Genomic DNA, 22,745 nt, shown 5'->3' with positions numbered 1-22,745 from the left:
AATGAGTGGTTTTTGTGCTTGACTCCTCGTGCCTGTGGTGCTTGCCCTGGTGAGGAGTGCACATTAACAGGCTGCGGCTGTCAATGTGCACCACACCACCTATGAGCTTAGAGAGCGCTCCAGTAATCGGCGGCCTCATCAGCATTTTGTTCTACGTTAGGCGAAGCCGCGATGATGTTTTCGCCTCCCTGTTGCAGGGCACGCATTCTACCAGTGACCTGGTTTTGTGAGGCGAAGGAGCCATTGGTGGGCATCTGCTGTGGATAGCGTGGCGCTGTCCCAGCCCCAGGCATGGAAGTAGAGTTCGATGCTGGCGCTGGCGGCGTGGCACGCGTAGCTGTGGGTGTGGCCTGGGGCGCCACTTCCCGGGCAGGGCTATTCTCAACCTCCGCGGAAAGCGCGATGGCTGGAACACGAACCACCGGTTGAACGATGCCTTTGTTCATCATCTCGTAATATTCAGTCAGACGCAAGGCGATCAATTGACCGGGCTGGTCAATCATATGATGTTTTAAGGCATCCTGCCTCAGCGCCTCCAATGCAGTCGAATCCTTGAGCAGGCTCACTGTGAAGTGAATAAACTTGTCTGACGAATTCTGTGTCATAGCTAAAACCCTCTCTCCCTAAGTGCGTTTGTGAGCTATCCTTAATTTCCTCTAGACCGCGCTGCTGCTTGGGCTGGCTTGCGTTTTGCGCATCAGCAGGCGGCCAGCAAGGTTGCAGTAGCCGAGTGGGTTCGCGTGGACAGGATCCTCAGGGCGCGAGAGATGTGGAATGCGCTGCTTCAAGAAGGTATAGAAGTAGTACACGCCTCCACCGATATTGAGTACTGGTTTGAAACTGGCGGCGACGGCATCGCGGTCGCTCTGGCCCCAGGCCGCGGCGACGAAGGAAGCGATTTCGCTCCCAACCTGCGACACCCCTTCTTTGACCAGGCGCTCAAGCTCAAACTTGCTGATGGCCGTGCCATACGAGGAGACCTCTGGATAGGGCTTCTCGCCCTGTGCGGCGTAGGCATGCATGAGTTCACGCGCCTCAAGCAGCGAGAGCGGACGATCATATTTGTTTTCAAAGGCATCCATGACCATCTGCGTGGCGCGCTCGACTCCCAGGGGTTTACCTTTACAGTACTCGGTGACAGGCACCTGGCCACGAGCGACGTAGAGATCGGTTGTGCGACCACCGATGTCGATAACGGCGCTCTCTGTACGATTGCTTCCTTTGTCGCCATAGGCGATAAGGGCGCCTGCACCCTCCATAACCACGGTTGCGACTTCGACGGTGACCCGGCGCATCGTCTGGCTGCCATTGAGGGTAAAAATGTAGGTGCCGTCAAGGGCGGCTTTAATGGCGCTGCGCAGAGCCGAGTTTTTGATATAGGTTTCGGCGGGCAGGCCCGTGACAACGTAGATACCGAATTCGGTATCTGGAATCAGCGTTGCCGCGATGGTAAGCAGGCCACGCAGGCTATATTTTCCGGAGTAGCGCTGGATATCGCCGCGTCCATGATAGACGTCGAGAGATTGTTCGAGCGCGAGGTCGCCCAGCGCGTAGGCGCTTTCCTCTTCATAGAATTGAATGATATGGACGTTGGATTGATCGAGTTTAATACCAAGGTTGCGCATCGCGGTTGTATCAACTTTGGAGAATGCGGTAGGAAGGCTAAGTGATTGGATTTTTCCGTTAATAACGGTCACTCCACCTATCTCTGCGTTGCCGAAATCATGACCATAGGGATACCATTTCATCGAAATAGAGTCCTTCTTTACTTGGTTAATATCAATATGTGCAAATTATTGAGTCCAGTCCTCAATACTTAAACGGTTTAGCCTCACGTTAGTATCGTCACCTGAGGTAATCGGCCGAAAGAGGTTTCTCTTTAATGAGGCAATTGAAGCAGGACGAGAACGCTTCTTATCGCCGTCTCCTCTCCTCATCGTACTGGTCTAATCTGTTGACGGGCAATCGTTTACTATAAACCCAAGTGAGGGTGATTTTTGCGTCGAATGTGAGTGTGGAGCGTCCATGATGTAAGCATGGCAGCCCGTTACAGCCTATTCGTTTGCCTGAGTACTATGATAGAAGGAGATTAGAGCGATAAATTGAAACGCGTTTAGTATGACCCATTTGGGGGGTGTGATGGCTAAGGATCATTTGCAAGAGACGTGTCTGACCTCAAAGAGCTACCTGCCTATTGAAGATTATGGCATGATTGGGGATCTGCATACCGTGGCTCTTATTGGCAAAAATGGCTCGATCGATTGGTGTTGCCTACCTCGCTTCGATTCGCCAAGTGTCTTTGGGCGTTTGCTAGATGTCAATAAGGGCGGCTTTTTTCGTATAGCACCGCCTGAATCTATTACCGCGGGCCATCGGCAGCTCTACTGGCCAGAGACAAATATCCTGATTACACGTTTCCTCACAAATGATGGCGTCGGCCAGATTACGGATTTTATGCCAGTGTATCCCGCCCAACGCCTTGGATATCAGCACCAGATGATCCGTATGGTAAAGGTTGTGCGCGGTTCGCTGGACTTTTGCATGGAGTGCCGACCAGCCTTCAATTACGCGCGCGAGGCTCACGAGTTGCAGCTCTCTGAAAGCGGGGCGTTGTTTCAGAGCAGTGAACTGGCTCTGGCACTTGACGCGAGTGTCCCCCTTGAGGCGGATGATTATGGTGGCGTTCATGCCTCCTTTACGCTCCAGGAAGGCGAATCGGCCTACTTCTCCATGGAGTGTGTGACCGAGGGGGAACTTGTGATTCATTACTATCCCCAGTATTACGAAGACGCGTTTTTGAAGACACGCTCGTACTGGCAGAACTGGTTATCGCAGTGCCAGTATCTGGGGCGCTGGCGCGAGGTGGTACGGCGTTCAGCGCTTGTGCTCAAACTCCTGACCTATGCGCCAACGGGGGCCATCGTCGCCGCGCCCACCACCAGCCTGCCCGAGACGATTGGTGGCGCGCGCAATTGGGATTATCGCTTTACCTGGCTGCGCGATGCGGCATTTACACTCTATAGTCTGCTCTTACTTGGTTTCTCCCAGGAGGCTGAGGCCTTTATGGGATGGTTGAACGCTCGTTGTCATGAGATGGAGGAGGATGGTGGTCTACAACCCATATACGGCATTGATGGCAGTCATGACCTCTCTGAACATACCCTGGATCACCTGGAGGGGTACCTGGGGAGCAGCCCCGTGCGTATTGGCAATGGTGCGTATAATCAAAAACAGCTCGACATCTATGGCGAGCTGATGGACGCCATCTACATTTATAATCGCTACGAGGACATTTCCTATGATCTATGGCAGAACTTGCGTCGCCTGCTTGGCTGGTTGACTCTGCACTGGCATGAGCCTGATGAGGGGATTTGGGAGGTGCGAGGGGGTCCCAAACCCTTCGTCCATTCGCGCCTGATGAGCTGGGTGGCCTTTGACCGTGCCATTCGCCTGACACGTCATCGTGGCTGGTATGCCCCTCTCGAGGAATGGTTACGTACGAGCGGCATCATTTATGAAGAGATTATGCGCAAAGGCTGGAGCGACAAAAAAGGGAGCTTTGTGCAGTACTATGGGAGTGAGGCTGTCGATGCCAGTGCACTACTGATCTCAATCACCAAATTTCTGGGGGCGACCGATCCGCGCATGTTAAGCACGGTGGAGTGCATCAAACGCGAGCTAAGTCGTGACTCGCTCGTATATCGCTACCACCCCGAGCAGGCCGCTGATGACGGTTTGCGTAGCCAGGAGGGCGTGTTTAGCCCCTGTAGTTTCTGGCTGGCTGAGGCGCTGGCAAATGCGGGCCAGTTGGAAGAGGCGCGCCTGATTCTGGAGAACGTCTTTACCTATGCCAACCACCTCGGATTGTATGCGGAAGAGATTGGACCAACGGGCGAGGCGCTGGGAAATTATCCGCAAGCCTTTACCCACCTCTCACTGATTACCGCCTGCCACACGGTTGACCAGGCGCTTAATAATCCGATGATGCGTTATCGCAGTCGCGAATTTAACCTGTTCTCGCCGGGTAGGATCTAAAACGCTTTAAAGGATAAAAGAGGAGTGGCCTGCGAGCGTATACGTCCACAGGCCACTCCTCTTTTATCCTGCCTGCCGGAAGTCGTGCTCTTGCGTCGAAAATCATCTTTGATGCGTGTGGAACTGAGAGGGATTGTAGTGGGGGTCCTACAATCGTTACCTTTGTAGGTGTAAAGGTGTGAAGATTGTATAATAGAGCAGAAGGGTTCCTCTCCTGGCAGGAAGAGATAATCGCTGACCGAGTGTGCTTTTAGCTGTATCTGCGAAAGAAATCATTGTTTGTTTGCTCCCTGCCTTTCTTGTCTTCTACGAAAAGAGTGGAGGGCACTTCATGCGCTTTCGCTTTTTCATAGTTTTTAGTGTCAGATAAGAGCGGCTTCATTTTTAGACCTCATGAGGAGGAAAATCGATGTATTGTCCCAAGTGTCGTGTTGACAGCATGACTGAGGATACATTTTGTCGTCAGTGTGGGAATGAGTTGGTAGAAACATCCAGAAGTATGGTCACAACACATCAGGTGAGTCTGCCCGCGGTATTATATAATCCGCAGGTCTCTAAAGGTGTTGCTGCTGGTGTGGGGGCTATCGCGCTTGGTGTAGGTATTGAGTTGTTGCGCCGTAATCTTCTGGCACGTCTGGCGCCTTCGCCCCGCATGGTTGCGAGCACTTTACCCTCAGTAAAGAACATTAAAGATGTGTTGATGCCCCAGAGCGAGAAAACTACGAAGCTCCCCAAGGGCTATGAAGTCCAGGAGACCGTCGTATATATGCAACGGGTCATTCGGCGGGCGCGCTAGCCTGGAACCATATATGGCCTTCTCGGCTGGTATACTCACCAGGAGTAGGGAGTGTTGGTGTGCGGTGCGAGCGAATGCTCGCACCGCACACCAACACTCCCTACTCCTGAGTGCCGCAGGCGCGAAAGGGGCAAGAAGCTTGCCTTTCTTCCCTGAGCACTGTATGTTATAGTTGCATCATGTTTTGAGGGAGAAAAAATTCGTGCAGGCACAACGATCACGTTCTGAACGTGTTTTTTTATTTTGGCGCCGGTTAGCTGCTTGTGTGATGGGGAGCGTCGTCTTGCTCTCCCTGCTTGCGGCCTGTGGCTCTGGCGCAGGCGCTCTGGGAGGAGGCGACTGGCAGCAGAGCAGTCTGCGGCAGCCTGAGATACGGGCCCTTGTGGCGCAACCAGACGACCCTAATACCCTGTATGCTGGCAACAGCCAGGGGCAGATATTTTATAGTACCGATGGTGGCAGTAAGTGGAGCGCCACCAGCCCGGAAGTGCTCCAGGGAAGCGCAATTCAGGCGCTTACCTTTGACAGCGCGGGGAAGAAATTGTACGCGGCAACAGGGCATGGCCTCTTTGTCAGTTCAGCACCTACGCAGCAGTGGCAGACGCTTGTGAACGCATCAACACATCTGCCCTCGACCAGTTATACCACCATCGCTGTTGACGAGGTGCGCTCTAACCATCTCTATGCTGGTACCGCTGACCAGGGAGTCTTCATAAGTAGCGATAATGGCACTACCTGGAGGCAGGCGAACTCGGGCCTGCCAGGTCACGCGGCGATCAAGCAACTGGTGTATGATCCTGCGACGCATCGACTCTGGGCCGTGACTGCTGGGGGCCTCTATCGCTCCGATGACCGGGGCGAGACCTGGCAGGCGGTGTCGACGAGTCTACCAGCGACGACCGAGCTAAACGTAGTCATGCCTGCCTCCGTTGGTGGGGGACGCCAGGGATTGATCTACCTGGGAACCTCGAAGGGAACCTTTCTCTCACAAGATAATGGCTTGCATTGGATAAGTGGAAAATCGCCTCTGCCAGGGCTACAGATTTACAGTATTCTTGTTGATTTTCGCCAGCAAGCGAATACGGTCCCGGTCTATGTTGGTAGCAGTATCGGTCCGCTACGCAGCGATGACGAGGGACAAAGCTGGCGCAGCATTGCCAGCGGCTGGCCCCGGAAGGTCCCTGCCTATACTATGATCCTGGGAGCTAGCGACTATGCTCGTTTATATGTCGCTGGTCGCGATGCCCTTTATCAGTATCCTGGTACGAGCACAGGCTTCTCGGCTGATCGGCTGCTCCCATTTGTGATCGTAATTGCGTTCTTTGGCCTGCTCTACTGGCTCCTTCAACGTGGACGAAGGCGTGGTTTGCGGACCAGGGAATCGGAGCGCGAGAGTGGGGCGGCACAGAAGGATTAAGTATGTCATCCAGCAAAGAAGATGAGATGTGAGAGGGCGCGTAACGCCCTCTACGGATGATGTGTGCCTAGGAAGGCGACGGCGAGATAGAGGAGATAGAGGAGGACGCAGATCAGGACAATCGAGCCATAGCAGGTGAGTGACCAGGCACGCTTGGTATTGAGAGCCTGGCGCAACTGCTCACCCATGTCGGGTGGATCTAGCTCCAGATCGGGATGTAGCTCTTGCAGGTGAGGGAGGAGGGCGCGAAAATCTTTGGCATTACTCATGCCCTCGGCTAAAATAATGGTCTCTCCATCCGTCAGGTCGGCCATAAGAACCAGCTTGGAGGGGGTTGGATCACCGGGCGTCAGAATCAGGCGTTTGAGCTCCTCCAGGGGCAGGCGTATTTCATGGCCTTCCTCTAGCGAGGTAACGACCAGTTCATCCTTATAGAGCTGTATTTCTTTGCCCATGCCATAGCGTACGGCACTGATGGGGTACTTTTTGACTACTTCATTATCGCTCATGCGTACTTCTTCTCTCTGATATAAGAGTGGTCTATCGATTAAGATTGTACAGCATATTGATGTGAGCGTCGAGAGTGAAGAACTTGCTACTGATAGTGGAGCCTGGTAAGGCTTTGCAAGAGGAAGCGGGTTTTCTTGACAGAAAGCGCATTTGAATTTACAATCAGGAGAGAATATCAGAGCAACCAGCCAGGCGCTTTTGTCCCTTGGGGTAAGACGCGTGTGAGCTGTATAGACGACAACGTCTCGCCTCTAGGCGCGTTCCTGCCATCCCGTGAACGGAGATGGGCCTCCAGAACGGAGTTTCGGTGAAAGTTGCGGTGTTATGGCCCAAGTAGGTTTGCTGGAAGATAATGTACGCATAGCACGCCTGTGTGCAACCATGCTGCAATATGCAGGTCACCAGGTGACGATCTATGACCATGCTCTCGAATGTCTGCAAGCGTTACTCCCCCCAACAGAGACCTCTTCCCAAGCCACTTCCTTGCAGCCTCCCCTTTTGCCGATCGATGTACTGATTCTTGATCTGCATCTGCCAGATGTTGATGGTTTAGATGTGCTGCGCCGCTTACAGGCGCATTCCCTCACACAACGTCTCCCGCTGATCTTTTGCACCGCGGCTGCGCTCTCCGAAGTTGAACTGGCTCTGACGATTGCTCCTCACGCCAGCGTGATTGAGAAGCCTTTCACCTTTAAGGATCTGACCTCGGCGGTCATCAATGTGTTGCCCTCCGCTACCAAGTGAAGCATACCTGATACAGGGCTTTCCCATTCTGAGCAATGTGTGTCTCTCGCGCCTGCGGTGCTTAGAGGAGGGTGTATGGGCGTGGGGCGCGAAGCGCCCCACGCCCATACACCCTCCTCTAAGGCGAGCTTGCGAGCCAAAGCAGGAACGCTCTGATTCTATTTGCTCCGAAGACAGGCAGGATAAACTATGTAAGAGACTCCAGGTAGGCATGCACCGCCTGGGCGTTAGGCAGGCTGAGGGCGTGAAGCGCGATGGCGCGAGCCTGCTCCGTACCTAACTGGCGTAGACGTTGTTTGACGAGGGGGACAAAGCTGGCGGTCATGCTAAACTCGTCCAGCCCCAGGCCAAGGAGAACCACTGCCGCCAGGGGATTTCCAGCCAGTTCGCCACAGAGGCCAACCCATTTTCCATGCGTATGGGCGGCGTCGATAACCATGCGGATGAAGCGCAAGACCGCTGGATGGAGGGCATCAGCGAGGTGAGCCACTGCGGAGTTGGTGCGGTCAGCCGCCATCACATATTGAGTGAGGTCGTTGGTGCCAATGCTAAAGAAATCAACATGTGGTGCGATGACATCAGCCATCACGGCGGCCGCAGGCACTTCAACCATGATGCCGATTTCAACCTGTTGCGCGTACCGGGTGTTTTGCGCGCTGAGAGTGGCCTGAGTCTGCTGGACCTGTACTCGCAGGGCCTCGACCTCTTCCAGGCTGCTTACCATAGGGAACATGATTTTGAGATTGTGACCCTCACCAGCTCTGAGCAGCGCGCTGAGTTGCGCTTGCAGGAGGTCGTTATGTTCCAGGGCCAGGCGTGCACCACGGATACCCAGAAATGGGTTCATCTCGTTGCTCATGTGCAGGTATGAGGCGGGTTTGTCGCCGCCGATATCAAATGTACGCACGACAACGGGGCGCTGATCCATTGCCTGGAGAATAGAGCGATAGATGGCGTATTGCTCGTTCTCGTCGGGGGCGGCCTCACGCTCCATGAAGAGAAATTCTGTGCGCAGAAGACCGACACCATCGGCTCCCTGGTGCAGGGCTTCGGCAACCTGCTCCGGTGTGCCAATGTTCGCGACGACCTCTATCGTGTGCCCATCGCGTGTCGTTGCGGGCTGGTGCGCATCCTGGAATGCCTCCTGGTGCGCCTGGGTCAGGGCCTGGATTTCTTGTTGGTAGGTTGCAAGCGTGGCTTTATCTGGATCGAGGATGATTTCTCCACTCGCCCCATTCACAATGGCTCGTTGCCCATCATGGAGGCTTTCAATGGCCTTCCCAAGCCCGGTGATGGCTGGAATGCCAAGCGCTTTCGCCAGAATGGCCACGTGGGAGGTTGGACCACCTTCGGCGATACAGAAGGCGCGTATCTTCTCGTTTTCAAATTGAATAGTCTGGGAGGGCGTGAGATCCTGAGCGACAATAATCGCGGGCTCGGAGAGCGCCAGTTTCTGCTCCTCGACACCTTGTATGATCCGCAAGACGCGTTGGGCAACATCTTGCAGGTCCGTAGCGCGGGCGGCGAGATATTCATCATCAATGGCCCGTAATTCGGCGACGGCCTGTTGCGTGCTCTCTTGCCAGGCGTAGGCAGCGCTTACCTGTTGTTGCTGTAGCATACTGTCTACCCGGTCAAGCAGTTCTGGATCGTCGAGAAACATCTCGTGGGCTTCAAAAATAGCGGCCTCGCCTGCGCCAACGTTGTGCCGCGCCTGCGTTGCGAGCGCCTGAATTTCTTGCCTGGCCTGAGCAAGGGCCTCCTCCAGGCGCGCTTTTTCTCTCGCGGGATCGGTGCTTGTGCTGTGGGCGACATTCAGGGTCGCCTCCGCATAGTGATGAAGGTGTCCGATGGCGATACCAGGAGAGGCTCCGACGCCTCGCAAGGTGGTGGTGGGCATGCCTATCTACTCCGTCTCCTGAAAGTTTTGCTTGATCAGTTCGCAAAGCGCTTTGACGGCGGCCTGTTCATCATCGCCCTCAGCGGTAATACGCAACTGGTCATTCATCTGAATGCTGGCCGAAAGAAGGCGGAGCATGCTCTTCGCATTGACCGGCTGACTCCCCTTGGTCATATTCTCAATAGAGATGGCCGAGGCGTATTGCGCGGCCCTTTTGGCAAAGAGGGCCGCTGGGCGCGCATGCAGCCCAACTTCATGTTGAATGATAACTTCCTGTGATGTAGCCAAAGGTATCTCCCTTTCCAGGTATGCTCTACTCTCAAAGATGGGGGTAACGTTTTGGGTTGCTCCTGTTACCTTTCTGAAGAACGGTTGTGAAGATGGGCTTATTCGTCTTCGTCAGCGGGCTGACCACTAAGGCGAATGACCCCTTCGCGTGCGGTTTGAACCGCGAGGCTGGCTAACTCTTGCAGCGTCGAATTTTCGCGTTGGGTAAGCATCTCCAGGAGCATAGGTAGATTGGTGCCACAAATGACCTCTGTGCCGCTCTTGGCCAGGTGCAGTCCGATATTGGCCGGACTCCCGCCGAGAATATCTACAAGGACGAGCGCCCCTTCCTGGTCCCCAACTTGCAGGAGCGCGGCCTCTATTTCATGACGCAAAGTGGCAAGATCAGCCTGAGGAGGCATGCCAATCGCGATTAGCCGCTCCTGAGGACCAATAATCATCTCCGCTGCATTTTTGAGACCTTCCGCCAGTGCGCCATGCGACACAAGGACAATCCCAATCAAGTGTTTCCCTCTCTTTGATGCAAGCAAGGAGACACCAGGTGTGGTCGTGTAGGTGTCTCAAGGTAGTGAACATTGAACGAATGAATAGCCAGGAATATCCGTTTAGACTTCCAGGCTGACTTCCAGGACAAAAAGCACATCTTGTCCGGCTTTAACAGGTCCCTGGGCATGCTGTGTGACTGTTCCCGCACCCGAAGAGACGACGGGGCTGATGACAGATTTACCCAGGCGCTCGATGGTAGCCCGATTGAAGCGTACAATCGGCGTTCCCGCCTCAACGTGCTGCCCCTCGGTAGCGATATTCTCAAAGCCCTCACCGCCCAGTTCAATTGTGTCCAGGCCAATGTGGACGATCAGTTCCACGCCTTCGGGAGTGGCGATACCGAAGGCGTGACCGCCCGGGAAGAGCTTGATCAGGTCGCCGCTCACGGGTGCGACCGCGACCGCACCTTCTGGCGCGATAGCGACGCCGTCTCCGGCCATCTTCTGCGCGAAGACTTCATCGGGAACGGTTTCCAGGGCGACGGCTGTGCCATCAATGGGTGCTAAAATGGGAATACGGGCCATTATGTTCCTTCCATCCAGGTGAAACGTAAAAAACCAGGTATGCTAGCCGTATGAGCAGCCAGTCATTGTATAGACTGGCTACTCATACGGCATCAGGCGTTAAGCGTTTTCTTCTACAGTGGTCTTCTCTTTAATAATGCGGCCCATACGAGCAGCGATGCGATCCGACTGGGTTCCCATCACTACCTGTACAACTTTACCGCGTTTGACAACCCCAGAGGCACCGAGGCTCTTCAAGCGAGGCTCGTCAATCGACCCAGGCTCGTTGATGAAAAGGCGCAGGCGAGTGATACACCCCTCGACGCTCTGGATGTTCTCTTTGCCTCCCAGGGCATCAACCACGTTGCGCGCCAGGACGGTATCCTGGTCTTCCTCAGTCGTGGCTTCCACAGCGGTCGCCGTTGCTGCGGCAACAGTACCCTTCCTGGGGCCGCGCTGGCTCTCGGGGAGAATCCAGTCCGCGCTTAAGCCGGTGGATTCTTCGCCGCGTCCAGGAGTTCCCAGGTTGAAGCGCTTGATGCAGAAGCTAAAGATGAAGTAGTAGACGACGCCGTAGATGAGACCGATGAGCAAGAGTAACAGCGGGTTGGTCGTATTCGACTTGTTAAAGTTCAGGGCATAGTCGATAAAGCCAGCCGAGAAACCGAAGCCGATTTTAATGTTGAGCAGGGTACAGATGGCCAGTGCGGTTCCTGTGAGCAGTGCGTGAATGACGAAGAGAACTGGCGCGACAAACATGAACGCGAACTCGATGGGCTCGGTGATACCGGTCAGGAACGAGGCAAAGGCGGCGGAGAGCAGGATACCAGCCGCGACCTTCGGGTATTTCGCCTGGCGAATCATCGCCAGACAGGCACCTGGCAGGCCGAACATCATCATGGGGAAGAAGCCAGCCATAAAGTTGCCAGCGGTGGGATCGCCCACGAAGTAGCGGTTCAGATCGCCATGGACCACGCCAGTCGCACCTTTGTATGTGCCGAGCTGGAACCAGACGTACGAGTTAAGAACGTGATGCAGACCAACGGGAATCAGCAAACGGTTCAAAAAGCCATAAATACCAGTGCCGATAGGGCCAAGTGAGACGATGCCCAGGCCTACACTATTGATGACTTGCTGGATAGGGGGCCAGATATAGCCCAGGACAATACCCAGAATAAGCATTGTGAAGGCGGTAATGATGGGGACAAAACGGCGCCCGCCGAAGAAGGCCAGGTAATCAGGCAGGCGAATATCATGGAAGCGTTTATACAGCCCGGCTGTGACCAGTCCAACCATGATACCAGAGAGGACGCCCATACTAATGTTAGGATCAGGCTTACCGTCGACCTGGGGGATAACGGTATTGAAGACGGCGGTAAATACCAGGAAGCCGACCAGGGCTGCGAGAGCGGCCGCGCCCTCCCCACCGGCGAGTCCGATGGCGATGCCAATAGCAAAAATTATTGGCAGGTTGCCGAAGACCGCATTGCCTGCGGCCGCCAGCCAGGGACCAAAGACATGGCTTCCGATAGCCACCATCCAGGGAAGCTGTACGAAGTCGTCCTGTCCAAAGCGTAGCAGCAGGGCGGAGGCTGGCAGAACGGCGATAGGTAGCATAAGCGAGCGGCCAATGCTTTGTGCGCCGCCTAAAATACGGTCCCATCCGCTCAATTGAGAGGATGTGGAGGCAGCTGGATTGCCAATACTCATGTGTGTGCTCCTCTTTCCTTGCGAGTCTGGCGTAATGAAAAGTCGCTTGCATGAAGCGAGACCTTTCTCTACGCATTCCATTGCGCGTGAACCTCTGATCCGAACACCCTGAGCGCGAAGCGCTAGACACGTACGTGGCGTTGGGTTTCGGAATAAGATTGAAGTCGAAAAATGAGAAAACGAGTGCTGTATTGATACAAACAGTGTATCGAAAGGACGAACGTTGTCTTTGTGGATTCACCTCCTTTTGCGTCTATGGTGCTCCATTGACATAGACTCTTCTTATTGGCCACATACGCGTGAAAAACGAACAGAATGTGATATCGAACATGCCGCTCGGGTTGAGTGACAGGGAAAGAGCAAGCGAACTCACCCCTTGAGCGTACCAGCTCCATGACCCTGGCGTGTCTGTTGGACGAAGAAGAAGGACGATTTGCTCGTATTGCTACTATCGCGCTTCTCAACGGGAAATTGAATCTCAGTGATATAAGACTCAAGCTCCCCTTCGCGTTGCAGACAGACCTTGCGGCAATGGCCGGTAATGGTGTAGTCATTAACCTGGAGCCACATGCCCAATGCCTGGTAGGCCTCCATCATGGTATCGGGACTGCCGTGATGGAGGAGTGTTGCCATGGTATTGACTCCCGGAAGCTCGCGTACCGTGATTTTTCCACCGCTCTGCTCCACAATGTTGCCAACGGAGGAGCTATGCACGGGAACAGCGATCTCGACGCCACTGGTATCATCTTCGTGATATCCACCATCTTGTTCGATATAGAGAAGATGATCGACCTGCTTTACGCCCTGGCGTTGCAGAAAGTCAAGCATCTCGTTCGCAAGTTGATGTCGTCGTGTGCTATTTGCCACAACCTTTCGGCTTGAAGCGATGATTTGAGGCTTAATCTTTTTGATGGTCACTTCGTGAGTAAGTTTCGCATCATCCATCTCAATTTGTTTGAGACGAGATTCGACACGTGCCAGCCGTTCTTGTTCTGCCTGGACACGTTGCTGGAGTTCGATTTGTTTGAGACGAAGCATGCCACGTATTTGCGCAGGAGGAACCTCTTCGTCCAGGAGCTGGACGATTTGTGAGAGCTCAAACCCCAGGTCTTTAAAGGCCAAAATACGGTTCAGACGGGGTAACTGGTCAATCGAGTAGTAGCGATACCCGGTTGTGGGATCGACCTGTACTGGTTTGAGCAGCCCAATTTCATCATAGTAGCGAAGTGTGCGCATGGACACCTGACTCAACTTTGAGAAATCGCTAATTTTGAACAAGGCTTGCGTTCCTCTTTCTCTTGCAGAATCTCCAGGGATAGGTAGAACTCGTCATCGCGTTCTTGCTGAAGTTATTACTAAGCATAAACTTTGCCGTGACGTGAAAGTCAAGTCTTCTTCAGACGAATTTTTCTCCTGAGAGAAATATAGCAGAAAAATAGCAAGCAAGCACGAGCGACGCAGGCGCGAGGAATCAAGCCAAAAGCAGAGGCAGGAGAGAGGAAGCATATATCCTCTCTCCTGCCTCTGTCTTGCGTCTAGAGTCTTGTTTAAAGAAACTCTAGTAGCTAGATTTAGCGCTCACGTGTGTTGGTGTTGCGCGGGGACTGTTTCTGCGAGCCTGAACTCATTTGCTGACAGGTGTCCATCAGGTTTTGTGCGGCCTGCTCGGGAGTGATGCCGGCCGCCTGAGCGGCAGTGACAATATCGCTCTGGGTGATATTGCGGCTATCACCATGATTGTCATTCACTTTGCCGCAACCACAGCTAACGCACATAGTAGATGCTCCTTATGCTGACTGACGACGGTAAGAAAAAAGTCTCTCTCAGAGAACCCATTACTGGCCAATACTGGCTAAACGCGAGCATAGGCCTCTTGCACCACACGATCAATCATGTAATGAAGTTTTTGCGCGTAGAGAGCCGTCTTCTCACCAGTGAACCAGGCGGCTTCGCGAGCAGCCTGAAGCTGGCGGCTATCGTTGGGAAGACCACGCGCAATCGGGGTGCGTGGAGTCAGGCGATCATAGTTTTCGCGCAGACTGAAGCGCTGCTGTACGGGTGATGTGCCCAGATCGACATAGCCACCATCGACGCCGAGCTGGCGAAACTGCCAGTAGTGTCCATCATTGGCGTTGAACCAGGTGATATAGCCACCGGGAAGCACCTGGCGGGGCTCAGTAATGGCGCCGGTGTAGCTATAGCGCTCGCCGTTGGCGCGCACAGGCTCATAGTAGTGAGGTGTGCAGAAGTCGGAGACGAGGATGTCATTGACGGTGTAGGCCAGTTCCGCGCCCTGACAGGGATCGCAGATGCCAAGGAGGTACTGAACGCGACCATGCTCTCTCTTCAAAGAGGGTCCGGCAACCAGGCGATTCCCATAAGGATCGGCCAGCATCTCCAGGCACTCATGGCTGGCGCTGAGTGACCAGCTATTGGAGTACTGGACGAGTGCGTAGGGCTGACCCTGCTCATCGAGGTGGAAGCCGAGCGCGTGATCAGGAACATTGGCGCGAACGATGATGGGCCAGTAACCCAGAGGCACATCCTCCAGGCGGCTGAAGGCATCAACGGTTCCATAGATATTCCAGATGGGGGCAAAATCGCGGGTTACCTGCTTTTGGAGTGCTGCGGCGACGCGAGTTAGTTCTGGCATGCTAATGGCATCGATCTCCGACACCAGGGCAATGTGTGAAAACATCATAGTATCTTTTTCTCCTGAATAGAAATCTGACAGGAAATATGTTCCGTAAAAAGGAAGCGAGTGGCCGATTGGCCCGCGCTCTCTTTTTGTTTCTACACTCAACGTACCCCTGCCGAAGCAAACACGCATTTGCAAAAGAGAACTCAAGAATGAGAGCGATAGAATGGTATATAGAAAGAAGCATTTCTTCCTGACTTACTAATCTTTAGCTTTTTCTGCTCGCTATAATGGCAATGGGAAAGAGCACCATGCAAGGAAAAAGGAGTGAAATAGCTATGTCGCAATGTGAACAATGTGGCAATGAGTATGACAAGGCCTTTGAGGTCAACATGTCCGGGAAGCGGCATGTATTTGATAGCTTTGAGTGCGCCATCGCGGCTCTAGCGCCTACCTGTCAGCACTGTGGCTGCCGGATTGTGGGGCATGGAGTAGAGACGCATGGCTCGATGTATTGCTGCGCCCACTGCGCGCGCAAGGCGGGTGCGCAGGACATGCGTGACCGCGACGCTTAGGCAAACACAGATACTATTTTGATATTGCTTATAGTCGAGTAGAGAGGGAAGCAGAATCCTATAAGTTTTAGCTGTATAGGGGGCTTCCCTCTTTTATTGCAAGGAAAAGGAGGGAGAACAGCAGGGTCCCAATCCATTCTTTCTCAACTGTGACACTCCTCGTCCCCTAGAAAGGGACGGGCTTCTGAGCATCGGAGGGAGACTGACCGTGTTCCCGAAGGAACCTCACGAAAGGTGAGTGGCTGCTATCCAACCTAACTCAGACAACAAAGAACGGCAGTTCTCAGGGGCGTGTCTGCCCTACTACTACTTCCCAGAGGCGAAACCCTGGTTATGTAGATACGTTGGTGCTACAAGTCTACGCGCTTTCTCCTGCGCCAACACAGGAGGCCATGGGTGAGCAAACGAAACACTTCAGTGCCGTGTTGTTGCGAAGGAGCAGGCCAATGGGCTTGTACCATACCTACGAGCACACCAGCCACGGTTATTCGCATAAGCTCTACCTAGTTATTCTATTACAAAGGCGAGAAAGTAGAAACCCATCCACCCATGCCCCGAAGAAGGAACGGTGCTTTCATCCCTCCCCTAAACGGGCTGAAAATTACCCGCATTTAACAAAATGATACAATATGGAATGGAAACAGACCTCCTGCTGAGCCCAAAGCACTGGGCGGAAGAAACGTTTGGACAAGTGCTCTTGCACGATGTCCGTCGAACAAGGCGAGCAGTGAAAGCTGCCAGCGCCATGGTAAGGGATGTCTCGGCCTCTTTGCCCAAACAACAGCACATCTGGAAAGAGGGAAAAGCGTTGTACCGTTTCCTTGACGAGCCGGATGTCACGTTTGCTGCTCTGATGCAGCCCCACTGGTTGCAGACGCGCGGAGAGATGCAAGAGCGTTCCGTCATCCTGCTGATCCAGGATACGACGGAACTGGATTTGACGCATCGACACAAGATGTCTGGCATCGGGCAAATCGGCGATGAAAAGGGACGAGGATTGCTGCTGCAAACGGTGTTGGCCGTGGTGCCTGAGAGCCGAGAGGTCCTGGGGTGCGCAAAGCCAAGAGCCTTTTGTGCGCATCCCGGCTCCCAGAGGAGAAACCAGAGCCCAAAGAAGAAAACGTCCCAAAGAAACGGATGTCTGGACGCGCATGGTCACTCAGATCGGAAGCGCTGAGAAGGGTTCTGATTGGGTCCATGTGGGAGATCGAGGGGCCGATTTCTTTGACTTCTGCGCGGGCCTGTCACCAGAGTCAAGTGGAGTTTTTGATTCGTGCGACCCAAGAGCGAAGAGTCCAGCCAACCGATGAGCAGATTGGTTACTTGCTCTCGCAGAGCAGAGCGCGGCCATGTCAAGCCACGCGCCCCTTTCAACGCCCCGCAAGCCATGGACGCAAAGCACGTCAGACCCAACTCTCGCTCTCCTTTGGACTCATGACCCTCTTGTCCCCTCGTAATGAGCCCAAGGCGCTGCACGAGCAGAGGAGCCTGTGGGTGATTCGCGTCTGGGAAGAAGATGGCTTGAGACCACAAGGAGAAGAGCCTGTCGAATGGATTCTGTTGACCTCGGTTCCAACATCCACCTTGCAAGAAGCATGGGAACGCGTCTCTTGGTATGCGCACCGATGGATCGTGCAAGACTATCATCAATGCCTCAAAACAGGTTGTCGCATTGAGGAGCGTCAGGTCCAAAGTGCTGAGCGCTTGATGCGCCTGCTGGGACTCTTGTCGCCCATGGCGGTGCGCTTGTTGCAACTGCGTTCGCTTTCTCGTCAAGAACCGGAGCGTCCTGCCGCCCAAGTCATTGAGCCTGAGCTTCTGGCGGTGGTGGCGGCATGCGCGAAGCAGGATGCTTCCCTCATGACGCTGAGCACGTTTTGGACGGAGGTTGCTCGCCTGGGTGGCTTCCTGGCTCGTCGCAGCGATGGCTCTCCTGGCTGGAAAACCCTTTGGAAAGGCTGGCTCCATGTGCAAACCTTGCTTGAGGGCGTCCATCTCGCTTTTCACCTCCGTTTGTAATTTGCGGGTAATTTTCAGCCCTAAACGGGGAGGGATGAAAGCACCGTTTGTTAATTACGAATTAATGTTAGTTACTATTTAGCCTCTGGATGCGCCCCTTCCCGAACCCCTCTTTGCAACGCCTGCGCGCCGTCTATGATTCGATTCATGGCCGCATCGTAAGCGCCTGGGCCTATGAGGAGTCAACCTTTACCTGGCAGATTGAGCTACCGCCCAATACCACGGCAACGATCTATGTTCCAGCCGCTCCAGGAGCACTCATCAATGACCAGGAGCTCCAGGCGCTTCGGGAAGAGGGCATTACCTTCCTTGCACTGGCACAAGCGCATTGGCCTGAATTCCTTTTCCTGAAGAGGCGTATTGTGACATACTACAACGTATAGCACAGTAATTTAAAGCGAAGGAGAGGAGATGTTATGAAAGACCCACAGAAGCGTTTATCGTTTATGGGAGCCAACTATGTCGCTCAGCAGGTTGGTTATCATATGACGCAGGGCTGGGGTGAGGGCGATAGCTCCACCAATGCCTATTTTCGACCCATTGAAACCTTCGCGCAGCGTTTCGAAGCCTTACTACTCGCTATTCGAGGGATGGGCTTCTCGCTGATGGATCTCTGGATGGCCCAGTTAAACTGGTCGTGGGCCACCCCTGAGCATGTCTCCATCGTGCGCGATCTGCTCCAGCGTTATGATGTTCGCATCGTCAGTCTGGCGGGATATTTTGGCACGACCAGGAGCGAGTTTGAGGCTGCTTGCAGCCTGGCGCGGGACCTGGATGTCTCGATTCTTGGCGGCTCGACTGGCCTGCTGGCCGATGATCGTGCCTCGACGGTTGCCATTCTCAAGCAGTATGGTGTCCGTTTGGGGATCGAGAATCATCCTGCGGAGAAGACTGCTCAGGATATGCTCGATCTCATTGGTGACGGCGGAGATGGTTTTATCGGAACCGCAGTTGATACTGGTTGGTACGCCACCAATGGCTATGATGCCGTACGCGCCATCGATGAGCTCTATCCTCATCTTGTCTATGTGCATCTCAAAGATGTGCTGGCGCCTGGGGCGCATGATACCTGCCGCTATGGTCAGGGCTGCGTTGATATTCCCAAATGTGTTGAGACGCTGGAGCGCCTGGGGTACCAGGGGATCTACAGCATCGAGCATGAGCCAGAGCATTTTGACCCGACCGAAGATTGCATCGCCATGCGTGAAATGCTATTGAAGTGGCTCACACAGGCGTAGTTTGCTATGGACTGAACCGGGTAGGCAAAGGGAAGTGTGCCTACCTTTCCTCTCACTCTACAAAGGAATAAACACTATGGAGAAAAAGCCATTTCGTATTGCCGTCGTTGGTTGTGGAAATATTGCTGGCGCCTATGCCAAAACCCTGGAGCCTTATTCTCATATTCAATTATTGGGTGCGACTGATGTGGATCTCACGCGTGCGGAAGCCTATGTCTCGACCTATGGCGGCCAGGTCTACGCCTCGTTAGATGAGCTGCTGGCGGATGAAGATGTGGACCTGGTAGTCAATTTGACCATTCACCATGCCCATGTCGAAGTGATCCGCAAGTGTCTGCTTGCCGGAAAGCACGTCTATAGCGAGAAGCCCCTGGCGCTGGATGGGCGGGATGCCTGGGAACTGGTCAAGCTGGCTGAGCAGCAGGGCAAACGTCTAAGCTGTGCGCCGATGACGATTCTCGGTGAGGCGCAGCAGACCGCCTGGAAGCTTATTCGCGAAGGAGCCCTGGGAACGGTACGCCTGGCGTATGCCGAGGTTAACTGGGGGCGTATTGAGTCCTGGCACCCGGCGCCGGGTCCCTTCTACGAGGTGGGTGCGCTCTTCGACGTAGGTGTGTATCCACTCACGATCCTGACTTCGATCTTTGGTCCGGCGCGGCAAGTGACCGCTTTTGGCAAGGTGCTCTATCCAGATCGGGTGACGAAGGAGAATGTGCCTTTCCATATTAGTACGCCTGACTTTGCGGTGGCGGCCATCGAATTTACCTCGGGCGCAGTTGCTCGCCTGACGACCAATTTTTATGTTGGCCATCATAGTCCTCAGAAAGGCATCGAGTTCCACGGCGATAAGGGTTCCTGCTTCCTGAATGACTGGCAAAATTTCTCAGGGAAGGTCGAGTTCACCGAGTTTGGGGGTAGCTACCAGCCGGTACCTTATGTGAAAGAGTCATTCCAGGGAACCGAGTGGGCGCGTGGTGTGGTTGAACTGGCCGAGGCTATCGAGGAGGACCGGCCTGCGCGCATCACCGGGGCCCAGGCCGCCCATGTCGTCGATATCCTCTGCGCCATTCAAACATCCTTTGGTGAAGGCCACCCAGTTGCCATCGCTTCGGAGTTTGCGCCTCCTGCTCCCATGGACTGGGCGCGCTAGTTTACATAAGAAGGAGACCTGGCGGATGCCAATGTCCAAACGGTGTATTCCCTACACCCCGCGCTCGCGCGAGCTAGCGGATAGCGTTATTGCGCTGGTGAGTACTGCGGGCGTGCACCTGCGCGAGCAAGAACCCTACAATGTGGATGGGGACAACACCTGGCGTCTTCTTCCCGGCGATGTCAGCGCGAACCAGCTCATGGTGACTCATAGCCATTATAATCATCAGGATGCGAACCAGGATATTAATTGTGTGTTCCCTATTGATCGTTTACGCGAACTGGCTGCTGAGGGGATCATTGGGGGCGTCAACGATAAACATCTTGGCTTTATGGGCTATACTCAGAACTTTCGTGACCTGTATGAGCGCGTGGCGCCAGAGATGGCGAAGCTTATTTCTCGCTCAAAGGCCGACGCTGTTGTGCTCACTGCTGGCTGCCCACTCTGTCATCGCGTGGCGGCGGCGTTAGCGCGTGAGATAGAGATGACGGGCCTACCCACCGTCTTTATCAGCGTCGCGCCAGATCAGACGAAGCAGGCTGGTCCTCCGCGTGTCCTGGCCCCACAGCATTTTAAGCTTGGCAATAGCCTGGGAGGGCCTGGTCAACGGGACCTGCAACGCCAGGTTTTGTTGGATGCCCTACGCCGTCTGGAAGCGCGCGAGGAGCCAGGTCGCTTCTGGGAGATCGAGTACCCCGCGTACGATAGCAGTCAGTGGCAGCCTATCAACCTTCAAGAAGGATAAACAAGGGTAGTACATAAGCATAAAAAATTTCCAGGGGGCAGGCCTGCCCCCTGGAAATTTTTTATGCTTATGTACTACCCTTATGAGAGGTAGACGTTGGACCAGTCGCCGAAGTAGAGTCCGCCACCGTTGAGAACGACGCCATGGAGATTGGCGGGGATAATGCCCGCTAGCGTCTGATGTGAGAGGGGGAGCCAGCCCACATCGTCGATTGCGACTCGCTCGGCCTGGGCATAGAGATCCAGGCGCTCCTGGCCTGATTTCTGTTCAGCCTGAGCCACCAGGCTATCGAATTTCGGATTGCTCCAATCGCCATTGTTATTGGCCGAGGTGGAGAGCAGGCTCAGGTCCAGCCATTCATAGGGATCAGGGAAGTAGACACCCCACTGGGTAAAGCCAAATTGGACCGTGTGTTTGGAGGTCTCGCTATTGTACGAGGTTAGTTCCATCGGATTGAGCTTGACTTGCACGCCAAGGGCAGACTGCCACATTGCCTGCATGGCCGTTGCCGCATCCTGGGGAAACTGTGAGCCAGGATACGAAAACGTCACGGGCGGCATCTTACTGACATCTGGATAGACCGATTGGAGGAGCTGTTTGGCTTTGGTCATGTTATATGAGATGCCAGCATAATCTGGCTGGGCGCCGGGCTGGCCTGGAGGAATAATGGTGCTGGCTGGCGTAACAGAATCTTTAAAGATGTTTGTCGCCAGAATCTTCTTATCTATAGCCGCCGCGAAAGCCTGGCGGACGGCTGACTTGTTGAAGGGCGCGGTCTTATTGTCAAAGAAGAGCAGATTGCTTTGCAGGATAGGCTTGCGAATGAAACCGGGAAGGTTTTTCGCCGTCTCCTGATCGTGGGGGGTAATGCCCCAGGTAAAGTCGTATTGTTTGGCCTGGTACGCTTTATAGGCGGTCTCGGGTTCTTTGACGAAGAACATTTCGACCTTCTTCAGCTTTGGTTTTGCTCCATAATAGTTGGGATTGGGCACCAGGTCCATTTTGACCCCGTGTTGCCAGGACTGGACGATGAAGGGGCCGGTCCCAGCCCCCTGTCCTGCCACGTGCTGTGCCCAGTCGACCTGCCCATATTTCTCGATGAGCTTCTGATTGAGCGGATAAAAGAGGTTGACGGTTAGTAGCTGGAGGAAGTAGGCGGTGGGGCGTTCCAGCGTGACCTGGAGCGTCTGGTCATCGAGTGCCTTCACTCCCTCTAGCGTTGTAGTCTTGCCACTATTGACATCTTTTGCGCCGACAATGGCCTCCTCCAACACGGGTGCAATGGGAGACTTGACCTCGGGGAGCAGGGCGCGGGTCCAGGTATAGACATAGGTCTGCGCCGTAACAGGAGTGCCATCAGAGAAGGTGATACCCTTCTTGAGATGGAAGGTGTAGACCTTGTTATCCTTCGAGATATCCCAGGTGGCCTGGTCTGGTTGGGCGCTCAGGTTCTGATCCGCCCTTACCAGACCTGTGAAAAGCATGTTGATGGCCAGGTTAGAGTTAGAGTCGGAGCCGCTGGCGGGATCAAGCTTGCCAATGTCAGTGGTTCCAACGTTGGGGAAGCGCAGGACCTGGTTGTTTGTAGATTGATTGTTCTGCTGCGTGCCTCCTCCGCAGGCGGCCAGGAGGAGGATTGTCAGGCTACTCAAGAGTAAAAAGGGCAACAGATGTGTGCGCTGTTTCTGTGTACGCTGCATACACAGTCTCACTTTCTATAGTTCATATGTAGTAGGGAAGAGTGACGCGGACCCGAGCCATCATATCTGCACAAAATATATTTGTATGCTTCAATGTTATTTTCATGAATTTGTCAGAAAACCGCTCCGGGTCGTACATGACTTCTGGGTAGATGAAGCTATCTCTTCTCTAGAAGATAGCTTTCTAATATAATACTCTATTGCTTACTAAAATGGATATATTGGCGGGTT

General features: G+C 54.1%; 23 protein-coding genes. 11 read left to right on the top strand and 12 right to left on the bottom strand.

Annotation, left to right across the window (positions count from 1 at the left end; translation table 11 throughout):
• Positions 1 to 107 precede the first annotated feature (107 nt).
• Together KRAC_RS02820 and KRAC_RS02815 are read right to left on the bottom strand one after the other, a co-directional pair.
• On the bottom strand, positions 108 to 605 hold the full coding sequence (locus KRAC_RS02820; protein ID WP_007904339.1) for a hypothetical protein: 498 nt from the start codon (positions 603 to 605) through the stop codon (positions 108 to 110).
• Between the two features lie 51 nt (positions 606 to 656).
• Positions 657 to 1,748: a ParM/StbA family protein gene (locus tag KRAC_RS02815; protein WP_007904338.1), complete on the bottom strand. Its 1,092-nt coding sequence runs from the start codon at positions 1,746 to 1,748 to the stop codon at positions 657 to 659.
• A 391-nt stretch (positions 1,749 to 2,139) separates the two neighbouring features.
• On the opposite strand from KRAC_RS02815, the gene KRAC_RS02810 reads away from it, so the two are divergent.
• The 3 genes from KRAC_RS02810 to KRAC_RS02800 all read left to right on the top strand — a co-directional run bounded on the left by KRAC_RS02810 (position 2,140) and on the right by KRAC_RS02800 (position 6,248).
• A complete protein-coding gene (locus KRAC_RS02810; protein ID WP_007904336.1) occupies positions 2,140 to 4,035 on the top strand; it encodes a glycoside hydrolase family 15 protein in 1,896 nt (631 codons plus the stop codon).
• Positions 4,036 to 4,534: 499 nt separating this feature from the next.
• Positions 4,535 to 4,831, top strand: coding sequence for a hypothetical protein (locus KRAC_RS02805; protein WP_157506279.1), 297 nt, complete (start codon positions 4,535 to 4,537; stop codon positions 4,829 to 4,831).
• Between the two features lie 202 nt (positions 4,832 to 5,033).
• Complete coding sequence (locus tag KRAC_RS02800) at positions 5,034 to 6,248, top strand: WD40/YVTN/BNR-like repeat-containing protein (protein WP_007904331.1); 1,215 nt, start codon at positions 5,034 to 5,036, stop codon at positions 6,246 to 6,248.
• Between the two features lie 50 nt (positions 6,249 to 6,298).
• Here the strand turns inward: KRAC_RS02800 and KRAC_RS02795 are convergent, their stop codons facing one another.
• On the bottom strand, positions 6,299 to 6,757 hold the full coding sequence (locus KRAC_RS02795) for a hypothetical protein (protein ID WP_007904330.1): 459 nt from the start codon (positions 6,755 to 6,757) through the stop codon (positions 6,299 to 6,301).
• A gap of 325 nt (positions 6,758 to 7,082) precedes the next feature.
• Here KRAC_RS02795 and KRAC_RS02790 point away from each other — a divergent pair, with 325 nt between their 5' ends.
• The gene (locus KRAC_RS02790) at positions 7,083 to 7,502 is read left to right on the top strand and encodes a response regulator (protein WP_007904329.1); all 420 of its coding nucleotides are present in this window, start codon (positions 7,083 to 7,085) and stop codon (positions 7,500 to 7,502) included.
• A 187-nt stretch (positions 7,503 to 7,689) separates the two neighbouring features.
• Here the strand turns inward: KRAC_RS02790 and ptsP are convergent, their stop codons facing one another.
• The 8 genes from ptsP to KRAC_RS02750 all read right to left on the bottom strand — a co-directional run bounded on the left by ptsP (position 7,690) and on the right by KRAC_RS02750 (position 15,150).
• Complete coding sequence (gene ptsP / locus KRAC_RS02785; RefSeq protein WP_007904328.1) at positions 7,690 to 9,402, bottom strand: phosphoenolpyruvate--protein phosphotransferase; 1,713 nt, start codon at positions 9,400 to 9,402, stop codon at positions 7,690 to 7,692.
• A 6-nt stretch (positions 9,403 to 9,408) separates the two neighbouring features.
• Positions 9,409 to 9,690: an HPr family phosphocarrier protein gene (locus KRAC_RS02780; RefSeq protein ID WP_007904327.1), complete on the bottom strand. Its 282-nt coding sequence runs from the start codon at positions 9,688 to 9,690 to the stop codon at positions 9,409 to 9,411.
• Positions 9,691 to 9,788: 98 nt separating this feature from the next.
• Entirely contained in the window at positions 9,789 to 10,193 is a 405-nt protein-coding gene (locus KRAC_RS02775) for a PTS sugar transporter subunit IIA (RefSeq protein WP_007904326.1), read from the bottom strand.
• A gap of 102 nt (positions 10,194 to 10,295) precedes the next feature.
• On the bottom strand, positions 10,296 to 10,760 hold the full coding sequence (locus tag KRAC_RS02770; protein ID WP_007904325.1) for a PTS sugar transporter subunit IIA: 465 nt from the start codon (positions 10,758 to 10,760) through the stop codon (positions 10,296 to 10,298).
• Positions 10,761 to 10,859: 99 nt separating this feature from the next.
• Positions 10,860 to 12,449, bottom strand: a complete 1,590-nt coding sequence (locus tag KRAC_RS02765) for a PTS transporter subunit EIIC (protein WP_007904324.1) — start codon at positions 12,447 to 12,449, stop codon at positions 10,860 to 10,862.
• A 369-nt stretch (positions 12,450 to 12,818) separates the two neighbouring features.
• A complete protein-coding gene (locus KRAC_RS02760) occupies positions 12,819 to 13,727 on the bottom strand; it encodes a MerR family transcriptional regulator (protein WP_007904323.1) in 909 nt (302 codons plus the stop codon).
• A 293-nt stretch (positions 13,728 to 14,020) separates the two neighbouring features.
• Complete coding sequence (locus tag KRAC_RS02755) at positions 14,021 to 14,224, bottom strand: hypothetical protein (protein ID WP_007904321.1); 204 nt, start codon at positions 14,222 to 14,224, stop codon at positions 14,021 to 14,023.
• Positions 14,225 to 14,301: 77 nt separating this feature from the next.
• Positions 14,302 to 15,150, bottom strand: coding sequence for a hypothetical protein (locus tag KRAC_RS02750; protein WP_007904317.1), 849 nt, complete (start codon positions 15,148 to 15,150; stop codon positions 14,302 to 14,304).
• 275 nt (positions 15,151 to 15,425) lie between these two features.
• On the opposite strand from KRAC_RS02750, the gene KRAC_RS02745 reads away from it, so the two are divergent.
• From KRAC_RS02745 to KRAC_RS02715, 7 genes are all read left to right on the top strand, one after another.
• Positions 15,426 to 15,662 (top strand): hypothetical protein, encoded by a 237-nt coding sequence (locus KRAC_RS02745; protein ID WP_007904316.1) that lies wholly within the window; start codon positions 15,426 to 15,428, stop codon positions 15,660 to 15,662.
• A 634-nt stretch (positions 15,663 to 16,296) separates the two neighbouring features.
• The gene (locus tag KRAC_RS75330; RefSeq protein ID WP_040441819.1) at positions 16,297 to 16,839 is read left to right on the top strand and encodes an IS4/Tn5 family transposase DNA-binding protein; all 543 of its coding nucleotides are present in this window, start codon (positions 16,297 to 16,299) and stop codon (positions 16,837 to 16,839) included.
• Positions 16,840 to 16,928: 89 nt separating this feature from the next.
• The gene (locus tag KRAC_RS75325) at positions 16,929 to 17,681 is read left to right on the top strand and encodes an IS4 family transposase (RefSeq protein WP_244421943.1); all 753 of its coding nucleotides are present in this window, start codon (positions 16,929 to 16,931) and stop codon (positions 17,679 to 17,681) included.
• Between the two features lie 89 nt (positions 17,682 to 17,770).
• Positions 17,771 to 18,064, top strand: a complete 294-nt coding sequence (locus tag KRAC_RS02730; RefSeq protein WP_075164153.1) for an alpha-L-rhamnosidase C-terminal domain-containing protein — start codon at positions 17,771 to 17,773, stop codon at positions 18,062 to 18,064.
• Positions 18,065 to 18,097: 33 nt separating this feature from the next.
• On the top strand, positions 18,098 to 18,919 hold the full coding sequence (locus KRAC_RS02725) for a sugar phosphate isomerase/epimerase family protein (RefSeq protein WP_007904312.1): 822 nt from the start codon (positions 18,098 to 18,100) through the stop codon (positions 18,917 to 18,919).
• Between the two features lie 76 nt (positions 18,920 to 18,995).
• Complete coding sequence (locus KRAC_RS02720; protein WP_007904310.1) at positions 18,996 to 20,069, top strand: Gfo/Idh/MocA family protein; 1,074 nt, start codon at positions 18,996 to 18,998, stop codon at positions 20,067 to 20,069.
• 25 nt (positions 20,070 to 20,094) lie between these two features.
• Positions 20,095 to 20,814, top strand: coding sequence for a glycine/sarcosine/betaine reductase selenoprotein B family protein (locus KRAC_RS02715; protein WP_007904308.1), 720 nt, complete (start codon positions 20,095 to 20,097; stop codon positions 20,812 to 20,814).
• Positions 20,815 to 20,894: 80 nt separating this feature from the next.
• On the opposite strand, the gene KRAC_RS02710 is transcribed toward KRAC_RS02715, so the two are convergent.
• Positions 20,895 to 22,514: a peptide ABC transporter substrate-binding protein gene (locus tag KRAC_RS02710; RefSeq protein WP_007904307.1), complete on the bottom strand. Its 1,620-nt coding sequence runs from the start codon at positions 22,512 to 22,514 to the stop codon at positions 20,895 to 20,897.
• Between the last annotated feature and the right edge of the window lie 231 nt (positions 22,515 to 22,745).

Origin of the sequence: Ktedonobacter racemifer DSM 44963, from assembly GCF_000178855.1 — a bacterium.
GTDB classification, from domain to species: Bacteria; Chloroflexota; Ktedonobacteria; order Ktedonobacterales; family Ktedonobacteraceae; genus Ktedonobacter; species Ktedonobacter racemifer.
Note: the sequence above shows the minus strand (reverse complement) of the source record. Positions and strands in the feature narration are given on the sequence as shown.

Excerpts from the sequence above, each read along its gene's own strand:
- KRAC_RS02820 (WP_007904339.1), bottom strand. The coding sequence starts at position 605 with ATGACACAGAATTCGTCAGACAAGTTTATTCACTTCACAGTGAGCCTG.
- KRAC_RS02815 (WP_007904338.1), bottom strand. The coding sequence starts at position 1,748 with ATGAAATGGTATCCCTATGGTCATGATTTCGGCAACGCAGAGATAGGT.
- KRAC_RS02810 (WP_007904336.1), top strand. The coding sequence starts at position 2,140 with ATGGCTAAGGATCATTTGCAAGAGACGTGTCTGACCTCAAAGAGCTAC.
- KRAC_RS02805 (WP_157506279.1), top strand. The coding sequence starts at position 4,535 with ATGGTCACAACACATCAGGTGAGTCTGCCCGCGGTATTATATAATCCG.
- KRAC_RS02795 (WP_007904330.1), bottom strand. The coding sequence starts at position 6,757 with ATGAGCGATAATGAAGTAGTCAAAAAGTACCCCATCAGTGCCGTACGC.
- KRAC_RS02790 (WP_007904329.1), top strand. The coding sequence starts at position 7,083 with ATGGCCCAAGTAGGTTTGCTGGAAGATAATGTACGCATAGCACGCCTG.
- ptsP (WP_007904328.1), bottom strand. The coding sequence starts at position 9,402 with ATGCCCACCACCACCTTGCGAGGCGTCGGAGCCTCTCCTGGTATCGCC.
- KRAC_RS02770 (WP_007904325.1), bottom strand. The coding sequence starts at position 10,760 with ATGGCCCGTATTCCCATTTTAGCACCCATTGATGGCACAGCCGTCGCC.
- KRAC_RS02765 (WP_007904324.1), bottom strand. The coding sequence starts at position 12,449 with ATGAGTATTGGCAATCCAGCTGCCTCCACATCCTCTCAATTGAGCGGA.
- KRAC_RS02755 (WP_007904321.1), bottom strand. The coding sequence starts at position 14,224 with ATGTGCGTTAGCTGTGGTTGCGGCAAAGTGAATGACAATCATGGTGAT.
- KRAC_RS02750 (WP_007904317.1), bottom strand. The coding sequence starts at position 15,150 with ATGATGTTTTCACACATTGCCCTGGTGTCGGAGATCGATGCCATTAGC.
- KRAC_RS02745 (WP_007904316.1), top strand. The coding sequence starts at position 15,426 with ATGTCGCAATGTGAACAATGTGGCAATGAGTATGACAAGGCCTTTGAG.
- KRAC_RS75330 (WP_040441819.1), top strand. The coding sequence starts at position 16,297 with ATGGAAACAGACCTCCTGCTGAGCCCAAAGCACTGGGCGGAAGAAACG.
- KRAC_RS02730 (WP_075164153.1), top strand. The coding sequence starts at position 17,771 with ATGCGCCCCTTCCCGAACCCCTCTTTGCAACGCCTGCGCGCCGTCTAT.
- KRAC_RS02725 (WP_007904312.1), top strand. The coding sequence starts at position 18,098 with ATGAAAGACCCACAGAAGCGTTTATCGTTTATGGGAGCCAACTATGTC.
- KRAC_RS02720 (WP_007904310.1), top strand. The coding sequence starts at position 18,996 with ATGGAGAAAAAGCCATTTCGTATTGCCGTCGTTGGTTGTGGAAATATT.
- KRAC_RS02715 (WP_007904308.1), top strand. The coding sequence starts at position 20,095 with ATGCCAATGTCCAAACGGTGTATTCCCTACACCCCGCGCTCGCGCGAG.
- KRAC_RS02710 (WP_007904307.1), bottom strand. The coding sequence starts at position 22,514 with ATGCAGCGTACACAGAAACAGCGCACACATCTGTTGCCCTTTTTACTC.